The sequence below is a fragment of the Microcystis sp. M079S1 genome (assembly GCF_020246425.1).
Lineage (GTDB): Bacteria > Cyanobacteriota > Cyanobacteriia > Cyanobacteriales > Microcystaceae > Microcystis > Microcystis aeruginosa.
The window spans coordinates 1-16631 of sequence record NZ_JADBSZ010000207.1; the positions used below are offsets into that span (position 1 = coordinate 1).

Sequence of the window (16631 nt, forward strand, 5' to 3'; positions counted from 1 at the left end):
AAAAGCCACTCTTAATCGTGTCTTGGAACGAAATAGAGGCTTTTAAAGACTGCGTACATGGAGAATTAAAACAAGAATTACCCTCGAAAAGCCTATTTTTCCACTAAGTATTTATGCTCATTGCAAAGGTGAGATGCTCCCGGGAAAAACCGTCAAATTTTTAACTATTAATTTATTCAGCATGAACTGTACCTAGAAAAGAGTCGCTCACTATACTTCTTAAATGCCCCCTTTCAAGATGATAGCTTTTAGGGGGCAAAGTGCGCTAGTATAACTCCCTTAGAACTTAGACAAAAAACGGTTTTTTCAAGATACGAAAACCCTAGCGCAAGTGCATCAGCTATTTTCCATCAGCTAAATTGTCTAAGTCTCCCTAAGATTTATAGTGGGGACTTTTCAAATGCGTAGGCAAGTTGAGGACACAGCCATCCCCAAGTCCCTCTTAGGGTTTGCTGTTCCATTTTAAGACCTCATCTTAATTATCAACCATTATGGTGCAAAGCCTAAACCTAACAAATAATCCCCCTCAACTTATTCAATTAAGGGGGAATGAGTTATATAAAAAAGCAATTTAACCAACGTTAGTGGGTTATTTTTCGGTTGAATGAGAGCGTTTTACTTTGCGTTTTAAGGTTGCACCTGCACCAAGTATTCCAAGACCTAACAAACCCGTTACTGTTGAAGGTTCCGGAATTTTTGACTCTGAAATAAATCCTCGAATTGTCGATCCTACAGGCATAAACGTAGCAGCAGTGTCAAATTGACCCGTTATGGGATTATAAATTGCTTTTTCAGTAATAGTACCCCCTGGCATTCCTTGTTTTGTATCGTGGGTTATACAAAGTTGCGCTCTTCCGTCAGCAAACTTGATGACACAGGTTAAAACAGCAGCATGGCCTTCACCCCAAATTTCAACATCTTCACCATGTTTTATTTCAGCAATTATCTGATCAATAATGTTTGCATCATTCATGATAAACAGACCATCACCAGGTCCAAAATATTTAGTGGTGACATAATCTTTGAGAGCATCACGTTTTTTTGACCAAGCAGGTACAGCAGTCCCATCTGGTGTAGTCATCAAAATCTGTTTAAGACCTTCAATACTTTTTAAAGTTTCAGGTATTTTGTTTTCTATATCTAGCCATTTTAGACTGTTAGAAAATGCCCCCGGCGCACATTCATTCTTCCCAACATCTTGATTAACCATTCCTGGATGATAAGCCCAGTTTACTGGCGTTCCACCTATAATTGGTTGAGGAACTGTAAGAGGAAGTGGAGCTATACCAGATAAACATCCTCCTGTTATGATATCAACATCTCCTACTGAAGATGTTAATGGTGTTCCTGAAGGTTGCATACCTAAAGGTGTGCTTGTCAAAGAGGCTATATAATCAAGAGAAGAAACATCATTACCAATTGTATTTCCTAAATCAAAATTGAAAGTTAGTGTCTGTGAAATACCAGAACCTTCTATACTTAAAAGAGGATCATCTTGAATTAGCCAATTCCCGTTTACTACAAGGTTAAAATACTGAAAATCTGAACTACCAATAAAAGATAAATCAGTTTGACCCCAATTAGAATTAGTAGTAATATCACTATCAAGATCAAAGTTGGCTTGATTAAAGGTAATACCAGTAATTTGTCCCACCGCTTTGATAGGCAAGAAAAGGGATACAGCAAAAAGACTTGATAAGTAAAGTCCTTTTTGGATTAGATTTAACAACATGATAAATACTCCTCAGCTTGTAGTAAATGATTGAACGTCCACCCAAGCTTACTAACCCTAAAATTTTCTTTCAAGGCTTTTAAAGTTATATAAAGCTATATAAAGCAGTATTAAGACAAATAACTTAAATCTAAAAATAATATTAAATTGACCGTACACCTTATAATGTCATATAATGTCAGGTAAAAGCTTATTAATCTTGATTCTGTGTTTAACAATGAACAATTTTGATATTCACTCTTTAATTACAACTGTTGATAATCTCATCTTCTCCTATACAGGAGAGAATTTAGATGATGTTCAGTCTGAAATCTTAGAAGGGGTGATTAATCACCAAAAATACACAGAAATCGCTAAAAATCATCATCGTTCCGAGAAATATGTCAAGGATGTAGCCGGTAAGCTATGGAAAACCTTATCGGAAATTTTAGGAGAAGAAATTAATAAAGCTAATCTTAGGTCTAGTCTGCGAAGGTATTATTATAATGTCGCTAACAATAATGTCGTTAACGGTGTCCAAATTAATAAAGGTCATATCTGTAATCAACTACCAGAAAATCAATTACAAAAATTTGATCCAGAAGAAGAATATAAACTCGAAATCGCTACAGAATTGATGAAAGAAGGCTTAACCGTAGAACAAATTGCTAGAGTATTAAAACTTCCCTTAGAATTAGTTAAAGAGCAACTTGAAAAACCTAAGTAACCTAATTAATGGTGGTATTTGGCACTGGCAGAGCATTTCTAAGTTCAATAATAATTTCTATTTTAATAAACTTCATCATGAGAGCCAATATCAACGAGACAACCATTAAGGTTACAATGAAAGAATCAGATTTCAGGAAATAGCCATGAAACGAGATGAGGTACTAACAATTCTCGCAAAACACCGAGAACAATTAGAAAAACTAGGGGTAAAATCTCTGTCTCTATTTGGTTCAGTAGCAAGGGATGAAGCACGTTTTGACAGTGATGTAGATTTATTGGTAGAATTTAGTAAAGCGGTAGGGTTATTTGAGTTTATCGAGGTACGACTTTACTTAGAAGATATATTAGGATGTTCTGTTGATTTAGGTACTCAAGATTCTTTAAAAGAACATTTACGACAACCTGTATTAAAGGATGTGATTAATGCCTTTTAGAGATTGGCAACTTCGTCTTCAAGATATTATTGAATCCATTGATGAAATCTTGGAATGGACGGCTAATATGACCTTTGAAGATTTTAGCTCAAATCGAGTGACTCTTAAAGCAGTTCTTTATAATTTAGGAATTATTGGTGAGGCATCTAGAAATATTCCTAGTGAGGTACAATTGCGTTATTCTCAAATTCCTTGGCGTTTAATGGGAGATATGCGAAATGTCATTTTTCATGAATATTTTCGGGTAGAATTGGCAATTGCTTGGCGGACGATTGAAAATAATCTAACTCCATTGCGTTCACAATTACAGGAAATTTTAGAAAATGAAGCCGAAAATTAATCTATAAAAATCCCCCTCAACTTATTCAATTAAGGGGGAATGAGTTATAAAAAAAAGGCAATTTAACCGACGTTACTGGGTTCTTTTTCGAGGGAATGAGAGCGTTTTAAGGGTATATAAAGCAGTATTAAGAAAAATAACTTAAATCTAAAAATAATATTAAATTGACCGCACACCTGATAATGTCATATAATGTCAGGTAAAAGCTTATTAATCTTGATTCTGTGTTTAAAAATGAACAATTTTGATATTCACTCTTTAATTACAACTGTTGATAATCTCATCTTCTCCTATACAGGAGAAAATTTAGATGATGTTCAGTCTGAAATCTTAGAAGGGGTGATTAACCACCAAAAATATACAGAAATCGCTAAAAATCATCATCGTTCCGAGAAATATGTCAAGGATGTAGCCGGTAAGCTATGGAAAACCTTATCGGAAATTTTAGGAGAAGAAGTTAATAAAGCCAATCTTAGGTCTAGTCTGCGAAGATATTATTATAATGTCTCTCATAACTTTAATGTAATAAATCCCGTACAAATTAATAAAGGTCATATCTGTAATCAACTACCAGAAAATCAATTACAAAAATCTAATCTTGCTGAAGAATCTAAACTCGAAATCGCTACAGAATTGATGAAAGAAGGCTTAACCGTCGAACAAATTGCTAGAGTGTTAAAACTTCCCTTAGAATTAGTTAAAGAGCAACTTGAAAAACCTAAGCAACCTAATTAGAAGTTAGGTTGACAGTGGTAGAGGGTGTTAAGCTATCGTTGACGCACCGCTTAATGGTTATCCTGACGAATTGTCGCGATTTAGTGGATTATGTTTTTCGGTGGATTAAGCTTCGCTAATCTCTAATTAGGGTTTGCTGAAAAAGTTTTTCGTGGGGGCAGGGTGTGGGGTGTGGGGTGTGGGGTTTTACCGATTTTGAGGTGGTCAATTACCTAATTTTCAGGGAAAAAGTCCCTGAATTTTCCCCCCGCTCACTCCCAGGTTCGGTACTTTTTGATTTCCAAAAAGGTCTAAAAGTCTTATCCAACAAGGTTTTTAGATTTATTCAGCCAGCCCTAATTAAATCTCCACCTCTTAAACTACAAATCGACTATTAAAACTAAATCCGTAGTCAATTACTCATAACTTCGGTGGCTGATCGTAACTGTTAAGGTGATTGTCCAAAGACCATATATAGACGCGGCGGACTGGATTTTGATCACAAATTCTTTGCCAATCATGAATGATAGAAAGGTCTCCCAGTCCCCTACCTCCCATCGCTTCATCAGGAAACTCTTTTAACCATCCTTGCAGGTCTTCTTTCTTTAGAAAATTAATAGGGGTGAAGGGAGATTTTCCTTCAAGAGCTTGTGTTACCTGATTTACAAATTTTTCTGCACAAGTACGTCGCTGATTGCCATCTACCTTTTTGGCCTTGGCAATATGATTGCCAGTTTCCAGAATGGTCGCCATTGGCAAAAAAAGAGATTCTCCAGCTTCAATTTTCTCTTTTAACTCTTGAAATATTAACTCAGATTGACTCGCTTTGTGGGGTACATTAAGTATCTCTAAAAAGATCGAAGTATCGATCAGACAAATAGCTCCCATCAGGCTACTTCTCCCTGTTTTAATTGCTCTAACCAACTTAGCGCGTTTTGTTGACGTTGTTCTGCTGTGGACTTATCCTTTAAGAACTTATCTAATACTTGTTTAGTCATCAACTGACCAAGAGTTCCCTGCACAATTAATTCGGGGAAACGCTCTAAATCAGCTAATCGGACAATACGACTATCTCCTGCTTGCGGATCTCGGTAACAACAAAGTACATTTCCAATATCACTATCGGGTACTGCATCTAATAACGCCGGGTTATGGGAGGTGATCAGTACCCTCAGTTTTCTTTCTAAGGCGATCTCCCGAATTTGCTTAACTAAATTATCTGCACGACTGGGATGAACACCATTATCGATCTCTTCAATAATTACGAAAGTTCCAGGATTTACACTTAGTAGAGTTGCAGCAATCGCTAAAACTCTCAGAGTACCATCAGACAACAAAGGAGCATCTATCTGATGTTCTTTGTTCCCAAAAGACTCTATTAGTTTCACCATAACATCCTTGCGGTCTGTAATGATAAAGCGAATATCGGTAATATCCTGTTCTGGTAATGAACGAATGAAGTCAAGCAACTTGTTTTTTTGAGTCTCTCCCTGCTGACAAACTGCGTAAAGAACACTAGAAAGGTTAGAGCCATCTTCTTTAATATCATCATATTTAGCGTAAGCATAATCCCGCATTACTGCTGGACGAGGATCAAGAAAGACAATATTTCTCAAGGTTTCTCGAATTACTTTAGTAACTGCTGGAATAATTTTTTGTGATTGAGTATGATTTTGCTGGAACCGACTGGGAGTTTCCAATTGATAAAAAATAGCTTGTCGGTTAGAGCAAGGTATGTGGGGCTTTTTACCACCTTTATTAAAATTGTTATACGTCACACTAATTTCATCGGTGTGTGAGTTGGGATCGCCATCAATTTTGTAAAGTGTTAATTCCTGATCTTTACTAGCTTTACTGACACTTTCTCCGATTATAATAAGTTGGTCTGATAATAGCCCAATTTCAATCTCGAAATCAGTCCAACCGTCAGGAGCGTTATCAATGTGTGTTCCCAAGGTAAAATACTGTTTTTCTGCACCGAAAAGATCGATCGCTTGTCCACGAGCAATTGCATTCCCGCTTTGAATGTTGCGTTCAATGTCATCTAACCTACTGCCTTTCGCTAACCACGAAAGTAAGCGAATTGCTTCTAGTGCATTACTTTTTCCTGACGCATTAGCACCGATTAAAAAGGTGATGGGTGCTAGAGACAAGGTTGCCTCCTGATAGCTTTTAAAATTCCGAAGAGTCAGCGATGTTAACATACTTTTCACCCATTAAATCTTGACTGGTGCAGTTTGAGCATTTGTACTAAAAGTTCCAATACCAGCGCAGCTTATAGACTCTAACAAGTACCGAAAACTAGCACCCATAAGCTTGAAAACTCAAACTGTAGGGCAGGGCATATCCGAACAGTATAATCTAGGCTTGGGGAGATAAGATCGCTGTTTATTGGCATTAGGGCGGAACCCTTACCCTTACTGCAGGTCGCTTCTCAGAAAAAATTGAAAAGACGCTACTGGGTACATTTTCCCCTTGAAAATGGCTGTACCGTTGACTGTATCTAGAGTAGAGCGATTCTGTGGAGTTGGCTTTATAGTGATCGCTAACCTTATGATCACAGATGATGTCATTAATCTCTAGAGTAAGCGATTCCCTCTGTAGCCATGTTTTTGCTGGTTTTCTGCCCCGAAACAAGCTATAATGGTCGAAAGGTCAAATTTGAAAATTTTTGCCTCAAACCCTATCTGCGTAAAGACTTCAGGATTTTGTGTTCAGTAGCTCATTGGTATTATATGGCTTTAACTCAGGCTCTGTAAGACTTTTAGCCATAGCTAGTATTTTTGTACGGGTAAAGTCCAGAGCTAAATGGTTGCCTTTTTTAACTTTTTTATTGATCTCATTAAGCATTTCTACTTATTGCAAAGGTGAGATGCTCCCTTATGAAATATGAAACTAGAGGCAAAGTCAAAATTAATAATCGTCTTAATTCCAATGAAATTAAAAGATATTGTCAACAAAGTCAAAATAGATTCTAGAAAATTAACCCAATATGCTCTCAATTTAGACAATCCAAAAGGATTAAATAAAGCCATCATGTTTCAACGCCACTTAGGATATACTCAAGATAATTATGAGCCACTTCTACAACAAATCGCTAACAAATCCCTTGAAGCAAAAGCTGTTTATAAAAGTACAGATCGACATGGCAAACGCTATCAAGTTGACCTATAAATTACAGGAATTGAACCAGGGCAACAAGAAATAGTGAGGACTGGATGGATTGTTGAGCCTGATAGTGATACAGCTAAATTAGTAACTTTATATGTGAGAAAAAGACCATGATTAAACCAGAATTATTTGACCTCGTGGAATTATTAGTTGACTTGCCTGAACATAACTTAATAATGGGAGAACAAGGGACAATTGTTGAAGACTACAATGATGGTTGTTACGAAATTGAATTTAGTAATAATCTAGGGGAAACTATAGCCCTTTGTTCTCTCCCAATGCAGCAATTTATTGTCATCTGGAAAGCTCAGAGCAAAACTTGGTTATCTTTAACAGAAAAGCTAACAGCTTTAATCGATAAATTACCCAAAAAAAGCAACAAAAAGTTTTAGATTTCACCCGCTCTTTGTATCAATAAAATCGGAAAAATAGGCTATTCCAGAATTGTTATGCAAATAATTAACTTAAAATAAAAGCTAAAATTCATATAGGGAAGGACTTAAGGCACAAACAAGTTAAGGCCACAAAGATAGACAATAGAGTTAAGATTTGATATAATCGCCAAAAACGAGAGTATTTTACCTATGATAGTTGACAAATTTTTGAACCTAAAAGGAACCTCTATTCAAGGCTATCGACACCTAGAAAATATCGGTATAGTTTGACGAATTGAATCAAAAAATAAAAAAGCAACCTGTCCTCGTTGTGGGTTAGAGAGCGATAAACTACACCAAAATCATCGACATTTAGTCAAAGATTTACCGCTCTCAGGCTAACCAGTGTACCTACAAGTTAATCGTCGTCAATTTAAGTACGTTAATTGTCAGAAACCCTTTAGCAAAGAGTTAGATTTTGTCGCCAATGTCATCTAACCTGCTGCCTTTTGCTAACCACGAAAGTAAGCGAATTGCTTCTAGTGCATTACTTTTCCCTGACGCATTAGCACCGATTAAAAAGGTGATGGCTGCTAGAGACAAGGTTGCCTCCTGATAGCTTTTGAAATTCCGAAGAGTCAGGGATGTTAACATACTTTTAAATTAAGGTATTTAAAAACATCTAAAGTAAGGGGATTAGGGTTTTATCAGATTCTTCATTCCAGCTACGGCACAACCTAGCCCAGCTAGACCCAGTGTAGCACCTCCAAGATAAAGCGTGGGTTGTACGAAAAATCTTATGAACTGATTTTGCACCTCCTTATCAGCTTTATACGTTTTGGCAGCGGTGGTAGAATCGGGCCAAGATTTAAGCGATCTTTACGCGCAGAAAACGGGTTTCTTGAAGAAACCCGTTTTCTATCAAAAAAAAGGGAGGTCTAAGAACCCCCCTCAAAAGTTAATAATTAGATGACAGCCAAATTAGTAGCGGCCGGCATTGGGTTTATGAACAATAAAGCTCATGGTTTGACATTGTTTGATGTTGTCAAAAGCGATAACGCGGATGTAGCAATCAGAATATTCAGTGCGGCACTCGCGAACTTCATTAAGAACTTCTTGGGGACCAGAAACAGAGAATAAAGGCAGTTTCCACATCGTCCAATGATAATCTGCGGGTTTGGGGTCTTTTTCAAATTCCACAGCAGGAATATAACCCTGATCGATCATGTATTGAATTTGTTTAGCAATTTGTTGATCGGTGAGGGGGGGCAAGTAGGAAAGAGTTTCGTAACGCTTCTCTTTAGGTAAAGTTTTCATGGGTTTCTTGATTCCTTATGGGTTGGGTAGATCATCAACATCGAGATTTAATTCCGATGTCTCTGGTTGACTTATAGCAGTACGGGTGAGACGTTCCAAAAGTTGCCGACGATGTTCGGTATTGTCATTAATAATTCCCGTTTTTACCATCTCTGGCAAGAACTCTAAAACCTGTTCGGCTAGATGTTCTCTTACCGTCATGATCCGCAAAACTAACTCTTTATTCTCAGTCATCAACCCCGCAATATAGGCCTCGCCATCCTGAATGGAATGGCTAGAAGTATAGTGACTCAGCCAAATAGCTAAAGTCGGATTAGTTTCTGACAATTGATCGATAATCGTGCGAACCGCTTGGTAAGTTAGGTAACTTTGTAAGACTTTCGCGGTATCTTGAACAACTTTTTTCGGATACATTTTATACAGTTTTCAGTTATTGGCTAGACAGTTATCAGTGTTGAAATTCTAGCGACTGCTTGCCGATTTTGGGCAAGTCCCCGGCATTATTTTCCACCGATAACTGCTAACAACCTTCTGAAGGGCTGTATTAGAGGGTATCCATAGCCTCGAACTCGAATTTGATTTCTTTCCAGAGTTCGCAAGCGGCAGCCAGTTCAGGACTCCAACGGCAAGCTTCCCGGATAACGTCGTTACCTTCGCGGGCCAAGGAGCGTCCTTCGTTACGAGCTTGGATACAAGCTTCCAGAGCCACACGGTTAGCGGTAGCACCCGGTGCGTTACCCCAGGGGTGGCCAAGGGTTCCACCACCGAACTGTAAGCAGGAATCGTCACCGAAGATTTCCACCAGCGCCGGCATATGCCAAACGTGGATACCACCGGAAGCAACCGGCATTACCCCGGGTAAGGAAGCGTAGTCTTGGGTGAAGAAAATACCACGAGCGCGATCTTCTTCTACATAGTCTTCACGCATTAGGTCAACAAAACCCATCGTGATGCCGCGTTCACCTTCGAGTTTACCGACAACGGTTCCCGAGTGCAGGTGATCACCACCAGAGAGACGTAAGCACTTAGCTAAAACGCGGAAGTGGATACCATGATTTTTCTGACGGTCGATAACCGCGTGCATTGCCCGGTGAATGTGGAGCAGTAACCCTTTGTCGCGGCAGAATTTCGCCAGGGTGGTGTTAGCGGTGAAACCACCGGTGAGGTAGTCGTGCATGATGATCGGGGTTTTGATTTCGGCAGCGAATTCAGCCCGTTGCATCATCTGCTCGCAGGTAGGAGCGGTTACGTTTAGGTAATGTCCTTTAACTTCGTTGGTTTCTGCTTGGGATTTAACGATCGCCTCTTGGACAAAGAGGAAACGATCGCGCCAACGCATGAAGGGTTGAGAGTTAATATTTTCGTCGTCTTTGGTGAAGTCTAAACCACCGCGGAGACATTCATAAACGGCACGACCGTAGTTTTTAGCGGAAAGGCCGAGTTTGGGTTTGATGGTGCAACCGAGTAGGGGGCGACCGTATTTGTTTAATTTGTCCCGTTCAACGGTGATACCGTGGGGAGGACCTTGGAAGGTTTTGATTAAAGCGACGGGGAAACGGATATCTTCTAAACGGAGACCGCGTAGAGCTTTGAACCCGAAAACGTTACCAACGATCGAGGTGAGGATGTTGGTGACGGAACCTTCTTCAAATAGATCTAAAGGATAGGCAACGAAACAGAAGAACTGGTTATCTTCGTTGGGTACGGGTTCGATATCATAACAACGACCTTTATAGCGATCGAGGTCGGTTAAGTTATCGGTCCAAACGGTGGTCCAGGTACCTGTGGAAGATTCCGCCGCTACTGCCGCACCTGCTTCTTCCGGAGGAACTCCGGGTTGGGGTGTCACCCGGAAGCAAGCTAGTAGATCGGTATCTTTGGGGGTGTAGTCGGGGGTGTAGTAGGTCAGGCGGTAGTCTTTTACGCCGGCCTGGAAACCTTTGGATTTGGCTTGCACCATTGGGATTATTCCTCCATAAACTGCATGATTAGTCGCACCTGTAAAATCTCGCCGTCAACCGACATAGATTTTTCTTAAGCTCCTTTCCCCTGCTGCCAGGAGCGAAGTTAGGGAGCAATTTTCACTAATGTTTTTTTCAACTGATCATCTTAACATGAACTTTATCCTATTCTGATCATTTTTTTTCCCTATCTCTAAAATTTTGATTGTTTTTTTTTCTCGGGGGGATTAGTTTCTTTAATCTGTCGTCATCTAACTTTGACAATCTCTACAAAAACACAAAAAAATCAACAAAAATTTACCTGATTGACACGCAGAAACTTCTGCTCATCAGGCTTTGAGCGATTAAAACTACTCTTTAATTGAGGAAGATTATCAATAATTACAACCTCAAAAAATTGTCGGCAATCGCTAAATATTAACTGGATTTCTAAGCAATTATACCCAGTACCTAGAGGACAGTTAGACAGCAGTGAACTCTAGATAAATTAGGTCTAATTACTCAGTAATTATTGTTGAGATTTTTGGCTTGTGAACGATTATTTTCCCCTTCAAGAATTATGGTTATTGTTGCCATTAAAACGATGACGTTCTGGAAATAGCGTGACCAATAACTGATTGATATAGACCTTTCCGACCACCGATGCTTGATTCGGTCGGTTAGTAGTAGATGCTTGTTCTCTGGTTTCCGGAGGACTGGCCTCGGCGACCATTTCCTCGCTATCCCAAGGACTGGCCACGGTTTCAGCGACCACTTCCTCCACGGACGGCACTGGGGACACTTGACTGACTACGGGTTGCGGTTCCGGTAAAGGGGGTCTTTCCGGTTCCGATGGGGTCGCTGACACCTCGATGGTAATTTGACGGGAAGTATCTCCGATCAGGGAACCGGACGGCACGATCGACATCGCTGCCACAGAAGCATTAAAAATCGTTGTGGTTGACCCGATACAGGCATTTTCACCGATTTCACCCCGACCGACGACGAGAACACCTGTACCTAAAATTGCTCCTGCACCGATAGCAATAACACCCTGATAGGCGGTTAAAATCGTTCCCATACCCAGGCAAGCACCCGCACCGATAATTATTTGGCTATTGGGGGCTGCTCGGAGAATCACCCCCGGAGCCACGATCGCACTCTCATCAATGGTTACATCACCATTGACATAGAATTCCGAGCGGCTAATAGGTTGAACGGGGGGTAAGGACATAATTGACAGTCACTCAGTGATCAGTGATCAGTGACCGGGGGTTAGGGGGTAGGGGTTAGAGTTTCCGGTATTTTTCCCGATCCGCCAACACCTAACACCTATCTCCGTTCACCGATCGCCGAGTCCTGAAATTAAGGGCGTTGAATAATCGATTCGAGAACACGACGTTTCGCTTGGGAGTCAATCCCGATCAGACGAACGTATTCCCCTTGATGGTCGCGCAGACAGGTTTCTAAAGCGGCCACCACATCGGATTCGCGACTGCTATCGATCGGGGTGCAGCTTTGCCAAGAACCGGTTTTAAAACGACGTTTATCCGCGTGTTCACTGCCAATTTTGTGACCTTGGTTCAATAAAGAACGAATCTGAGCGATCGTTTCCGCCGTTAAGGTACTGGTTAAAGTGGCAGTACCGCCGCCGGAGGAACCGGAAGCAGAGCTTTTGAAACTCGGTTCGGCAACGGTGGCGGTTTTACTGCTGCCATTACTACTCACCGAACCATCGGGGCGCTGGATCACTGTTTCTAAAACCCGTTTTTTGGCTTTAGCATCGATACCGAGTAAGCGGACGTATTCGCCGCTATGTTCCCGTAAACAATCTTCCAAAGCAGTAATTACATCGGATTCGCGATTGCTTTCGATCGGGGCGCAACTCTGCCAAGAACTGGTTTTAAACCGGCGTTTATCCGCGTGTTCGGTGCCGATTTTGTAGCCTTGAGCGAGCAGGGAACGAATTTGAGCGATCGTTTCCCCACTTAAGCTACCACTGCTGCTATAACTGGCTCCGTTACTAGCGGGGGCGCTGTAGCTGCTGGCTTTGCCGCTGCCGTTACTAGCGGGGGCGCTGCCGGGGCGGTGAATAATCATTTCGACGACGCGTTTTTTCGCTTGCGGGTCGATCCCGATCAGGCGGACGTACTCATCGCTATTTTCAGTCACGATCGCTTCAATATCGCGAATGATGCCCGCTTCGCTCTTGGTTTCGATCGCAGGTCCGGTTAACCAAGAACTGGTTTTAAAACGGCGTTTATCCGCGTGTTCGGTGGCGATTTTCAGTCCTTGGGCCAGCAGGGAACGCACTTGTACCGACAGGTCGGAATGGCCGTTACCGTTGCCATGACCGCCGTGGACGGCGGTGGTGGTGCGGGCCGGTTCTCCCGGGGTGTCTTCGGGGCGTTGGATAATCATTTCCAGTATGCGCCGTTTAGCGGCGGGATCGACTCCGATCAGGCGGACGTATTCGCCTTGCAGGTCTCTCAGGGAGGCTTCTAGGGATTGGGATACCTGTTCTTCGCGGCCGCCGTCGATAAAGCCGGCACTTAACCAAGAACTGGTTTTAAAGCGGCGTTTGTCAGCGTATTCGATGCCGATCTTGTAGCCTTGGGAGAGGAGGGAGCGAACCTGCGCTCGAATGTTTGTATTTAAACTCATAGGTGTCACCGAATTTCTATATAGCGTCTCATTAGCGATGTTTATAGCGGCTGCCGGTGGAGGAGTCGCTGGGCTGTGGGCTTTGACCGGGACGCTGGAGGCGAGGTCGATATCGACAATGTGACGGGTGAAGGCTCGATCGATTTCTGTGACATCGGGTAAGCGATCAGCCTGTTGTTGGCTGGTGATCACGGAACCGGATGGCACGAATTTCCCGGCGGGGATTTCCACGTCTTGAACGAGGGCGTGCATCATGACGATGCAATCGGCACCAATGCGGGCATTAAAGACGGTGGAGCGAAAACCGATAAAACAGCGATCGCCCACATAGGCAGGCCCGTGAATGAGTGCCATGTGGGTGATACAGCTGCCCCGGCCGATCCACACCGAATATTCTCGGCCGTCATCTCCCACCACACGGCTTTTTTCTAAACCGTGGATGATTGCTCCGTCCTGAATTTTGCTGTCGTCGCCAATGTGAAAGGGGGTTCCTTCATCGGCGCGGATGGAAGTCCCCGGAGCAATCACCACTCGCGCCCCGATCTCGATAGCGCCACTGAGGTTAGAGAAGGTGTGGACTTTGGCACTCTCGTCTATGTGCGTTTCCTCTGGGGATTTGGTCCGCTTTTTCGGACTAGCCGCCGTTGTGCGGACGACCATAGTTAGTCTTCCTCCATACTGAATTTGGCTGGCTGGTTGTTACTTAACTGTGTTTGGGTCCTATCGATGTTTAACCGGATTGACGAAATTCGTCCCTCTTGCTGTAGAGGGTGCGATTTTCTACGGTTATAGTGTCAATAATCCCCACCACCATCGCGTCAAGGGGGCGATTGTTCTGTCCGTCTTCGATACGGGCGGCTCCTCCCCGGGACACTAGCACCCATTCATTAATCCCCGCTCCGACAATATCACCCGCTACTTCGTATTTAGGCAAAAGTTGCCCTTGCGCGTCGATGAATTGCAAAAGCAGAAGTTTCACTCCCGTCATACTGCGCGGTTTCAGGGAGCTAACGACGGTGCCGCAAACTTTGGCAATTTGCATGGAATTTGTTTACACTAAAAGTTAGTTGCGCTCTAGATTCGTCTTAAAGGTTGCGGGTTAACACTTTCACGAAACTGTTCCACGGCTTCTGTATAACGGATGGGAAGAACGTATTCGAGGTTTTCGTGGGGACGGGCGATGATGTGGGTCGAGAGGACTTGACCACCCTTAACACGATTAGATGCCGCTTCTGTCCCCGCCGATACGGAGGCCTGTACTTCCGAAACGTCCCCCCGGACGATGACGGTGACGCGACCACTACCAATTTTTTCGTAACCTACTAGGGTTACGCGGGCGGCTTTCACCATGGCATCAGCCGCCTCGACGACGGCCGGGAAACCCAAGGTTTCCACCATGCCCACTGCAATTGACATAATATTTTTGTCTCCTAATGGTTGGCTTTCTTCGACTCTATAGATGCTGACCCCGATCAACGGTGTTTAATAGCTGCGGAATTGCTCTACTTCTTCGGTGTAGCGAATGGGCAGCACGTATTCGAGGTTTTCGTGGGGACGAGCGATGATATGGGTAGATAGCACTTGTCCTCCGTTAACCCGGTTGGCGTTTTCCACTCCAGCGGCCACAGAAGCTTGCACTTCTGAAACGTCTCCCCGGACGATGACAGTGACGCGACCACTACCGATCTTTTCGTAACCCACTAGAGTCACCCTGGCGGCTTTGACCATGGCATCGGCCGCTTCCACAACGGCGGGAAATCCTAGGGTTTCAATCATTCCTACTGCAATTGGCATTTTTTTGTTCCTCGCTTGTCAAGCCAAACTAAACTATTAATCTCGTTAGCGTTATCAATTTTGTTTCAGTCAAATTCTTTCCTTGTTACTTTTCCTGCTCTAGCTCTGGTGGCAGTCGGGATCGTGGCAAGGTGGGTAAGACCATCCTGAATTTTATCTCGATCGTGACCGTTTTCATCCACTAATTTTATTTTCTAGGGCCGGTTGGTAAAAATTTGACGAGTCAGGCAAAATTATCAACCTAAAAAAAGCATAGGAAACTATGACACCTTTGACAATATAAAACATTATGATTATTTCTCATCTTCAGGTTAACGAAAGTTAATCATTCCTTTACTTCGCCCATCAGCCTCAGCAATTCTCAGGAGATTTACAGCTAAAACCTTTGCTATGAGCCGATTTCCGCTTTAGCTTCCCCCTTGTCGGCTTGCTTGTCTCTGCTGGATTTATTGGCAGATAAAAGCCTATTTTCCCTGATTTCGGCTTTTTTATAATTTTTTTATACTATATACGGCGGGGGTGGGGGAGAGGGGTAGGGTCGTTTCATTCTCTCTTATGTCATTCTCTCAACTCCTTATCTGGCAACGTTTTTAGTCGATTTCTCCGAAATACATATCTGAAAATTTTTCAAAACGTCGCGCTTTGTAGGTTGATTCATGAATCAACCTACTATGAGAGTTGATTCATGAATCAACCTACTATGAGAGCAAAAACCTGTACTCCCCTGCTCCCTAGCCTACCTCATAAGCGATTAAAGGTAGCAAAAAAAAGAATTAGATTCGGAGAATGAATCAGCACTAGGGGAGAAGGGGAGTCTTTTTCGGTGATCAGTAATCAGTGAACTGAAAACTCACATCTGATCACTGATCACTGATTCTAGCGATCGATCTCACCTTCGTAGGGTTGGACACCGATCGAGGGATAATTATCGTGGTTAGGACTGAAAACTTCTAACACTGCATGAGCTAACTTTTGGAAAAAGTCGGGACTCTCGTGCAAGGATTTGAGTGCCGCTTCTAATTCAGAAAGGGAGAAATCGAAGCCTTGGGAGCGAGCTATCTCTAGTAACTGCTGAGGATCTTGGGTTGAGCGCATTTTTTGACCTAATTCTTCGTTTTTAGCGGCTAAGGCGAAGAAATCGAACACTTGATTTTTAGACATATAAATACTTTTCCTTTGATGATTAAAGGTGTGGCCTCGGCGGCGTGGAGGTTAAACTGCCTAGTTATGGTTTATTTTTATCCTACCAGTCAGGAGATATCCTCAAAGCAAAAGTTTCGTTTTTCTTTGCTTGTATGGCTGAGTATGCTTTAGGTCTAATTCTGAGGAGTGGGAAGTGGGAAGATGAAAGAGGTTTCTTTCCCTAGACCCCACACCCCACACCCCACACCCCACACCCTAGACCCTCTTTCAAGTCAGAGGATAAATAGCCTAAAATAGAAA

The 16631-nt window shown here is 42.4% G+C and carries 17 protein-coding genes and 3 pseudogenes; 7 read left to right on the top strand and 13 right to left on the bottom strand.

Annotated features, from left to right (window positions below; genetic code table 11):
* Window positions 1-589: 589 nt before the first annotated feature.
* Window positions 590-1732 (bottom strand): PEP-CTERM sorting domain-containing protein, encoded by a 1143-nt coding sequence (locus tag IM456_RS13630; RefSeq protein ID WP_242030257.1) that lies wholly within the window; start codon window positions 1730-1732, stop codon window positions 590-592.
* A 217-nt stretch (window positions 1733-1949) separates the two neighbouring features.
* Between IM456_RS13630 and IM456_RS13635 the strand changes: the two genes are divergently transcribed.
* The 4 genes from IM456_RS13635 (at window position 1950) to IM456_RS13650 (ending at window position 3949) form a co-directional block, all read left to right on the top strand.
* Window positions 1950-2438, top strand: coding sequence for a helix-turn-helix domain-containing protein (locus IM456_RS13635; protein ID WP_287693062.1), 489 nt, complete (start codon window positions 1950-1952; stop codon window positions 2436-2438).
* Window positions 2439-2583: 145 nt separating this feature from the next.
* Window positions 2584-2874: a nucleotidyltransferase family protein gene (locus IM456_RS13640; RefSeq protein WP_002757283.1), complete on the top strand. Its 291-nt coding sequence runs from the start codon at window positions 2584-2586 to the stop codon at window positions 2872-2874.
* Window positions 2864-3214: a HepT-like ribonuclease domain-containing protein gene (locus IM456_RS13645; protein ID WP_004162509.1), complete on the top strand. Its 351-nt coding sequence runs from the start codon at window positions 2864-2866 to the stop codon at window positions 3212-3214. Before IM456_RS13640 ends, IM456_RS13645 begins: the two co-directional genes overlap by 11 nt.
* 234 nt (window positions 3215-3448) lie before the next feature.
* Window positions 3449-3949, top strand: a complete 501-nt coding sequence (locus IM456_RS13650; protein ID WP_190359810.1) for a helix-turn-helix domain-containing protein — start codon at window positions 3449-3451, stop codon at window positions 3947-3949.
* 399 nt (window positions 3950-4348) lie between these two features.
* Here IM456_RS13650 and IM456_RS13655 read toward each other — a convergent pair whose 3' ends face one another.
* Together IM456_RS13655 and IM456_RS13660 are read right to left on the bottom strand one after the other, a co-directional pair.
* A complete protein-coding gene (locus tag IM456_RS13655) occupies window positions 4349-4816 on the bottom strand; it encodes a hypothetical protein (protein WP_149985584.1) in 468 nt (155 codons plus the stop codon).
* Window positions 4816-6132 carry an AAA family ATPase gene (locus IM456_RS13660; protein WP_287692725.1) on the bottom strand — a complete coding sequence of 439 codons (1317 nt, stop codon included), beginning with the start codon at window positions 6130-6132 and terminating at the stop codon, window positions 4816-4818. Before IM456_RS13660 ends, IM456_RS13655 begins: the two co-directional genes overlap by 1 nt.
* A gap of 730 nt (window positions 6133-6862) precedes the next feature.
* On the opposite strand from IM456_RS13660, the pseudogene IM456_RS13665 reads away from it, so the two are divergent.
* From IM456_RS13665 to IM456_RS13675, 3 pseudogenes are all read left to right on the top strand, one after another.
* A pseudogene (locus tag IM456_RS13665) lies at window positions 6863-7213 on the top strand (DUF6883 domain-containing protein).
* Window positions 7210-7517: pseudogene (locus tag IM456_RS13670) on the top strand (DUF4926 domain-containing protein). Before IM456_RS13665 ends, IM456_RS13670 begins: the two co-directional pseudogenes overlap by 4 nt.
* A 166-nt stretch (window positions 7518-7683) precedes the next feature.
* Window positions 7684-7959 (top strand): annotated as a pseudogene (locus IM456_RS13675) (transposase family protein); the annotation flags it as partial.
* On the opposite strand, the gene IM456_RS13680 reads toward IM456_RS13675, so the two are convergent.
* The 10 genes from IM456_RS13680 to IM456_RS13725 form a co-directional block, all read right to left on the bottom strand.
* Window positions 7945-8127 (bottom strand): AAA family ATPase, encoded by a 183-nt coding sequence (locus tag IM456_RS13680; RefSeq protein ID WP_012267295.1) that lies wholly within the window; start codon window positions 8125-8127, stop codon window positions 7945-7947. The pseudogene IM456_RS13675 and the gene IM456_RS13680 overlap by 15 nt on opposite strands.
* Window positions 8128-8454: 327 nt before the next feature.
* Window positions 8455-8790 (bottom strand): ribulose bisphosphate carboxylase small subunit, encoded by a 336-nt coding sequence (locus IM456_RS13685; protein WP_002741682.1) that lies wholly within the window; start codon window positions 8788-8790, stop codon window positions 8455-8457.
* 15 nt (window positions 8791-8805) lie between these two features.
* Window positions 8806-9204 (bottom strand): RuBisCO chaperone RbcX, encoded by a 399-nt coding sequence (gene rcbX, locus IM456_RS13690; RefSeq protein ID WP_002732424.1) that lies wholly within the window; start codon window positions 9202-9204, stop codon window positions 8806-8808.
* Between the two features lie 130 nt (window positions 9205-9334).
* Window positions 9335-10750 carry a form I ribulose bisphosphate carboxylase large subunit gene (locus IM456_RS13695; protein ID WP_002753365.1) on the bottom strand — a complete coding sequence of 472 codons (1416 nt, stop codon included), beginning with the start codon at window positions 10748-10750 and terminating at the stop codon, window positions 9335-9337.
* 551 nt (window positions 10751-11301) lie between these two features.
* The gene (gene ccmN, locus IM456_RS13700) at window positions 11302-11964 is read right to left on the bottom strand and encodes a beta-carboxysome scaffolding protein CcmN (protein ID WP_287692723.1); all 663 of its coding nucleotides are present in this window, start codon (window positions 11962-11964) and stop codon (window positions 11302-11304) included.
* A 131-nt stretch (window positions 11965-12095) separates the two neighbouring features.
* Window positions 12096-14054, bottom strand: a complete 1959-nt coding sequence (locus IM456_RS13705) for a RuBisCO small subunit-like domain-containing protein (protein WP_287692722.1) — start codon at window positions 14052-14054, stop codon at window positions 12096-12098.
* A gap of 70 nt (window positions 14055-14124) precedes the next feature.
* Window positions 14125-14436, bottom strand: coding sequence for a beta-carboxysome shell vertex protein CcmL (ccmL, locus tag IM456_RS13710; RefSeq protein WP_002759323.1), 312 nt, complete (start codon window positions 14434-14436; stop codon window positions 14125-14127).
* A gap of 32 nt (window positions 14437-14468) precedes the next feature.
* Entirely contained in the window at window positions 14469-14810 is a 342-nt protein-coding gene (locus tag IM456_RS13715; protein WP_002733426.1) for a carbon dioxide-concentrating mechanism protein CcmK, read from the bottom strand.
* 66 nt (window positions 14811-14876) lie between these two features.
* The gene (locus tag IM456_RS13720; RefSeq protein WP_002734613.1) at window positions 14877-15188 is read right to left on the bottom strand and encodes a carbon dioxide-concentrating mechanism protein CcmK; all 312 of its coding nucleotides are present in this window, start codon (window positions 15186-15188) and stop codon (window positions 14877-14879) included.
* 876 nt (window positions 15189-16064) lie between these two features.
* A complete protein-coding gene (locus IM456_RS13725) occupies window positions 16065-16349 on the bottom strand; it encodes a Nif11-like leader peptide family natural product precursor (RefSeq protein ID WP_149985588.1) in 285 nt (94 codons plus the stop codon).
* Window positions 16350-16631 lie beyond the last annotated feature (282 nt).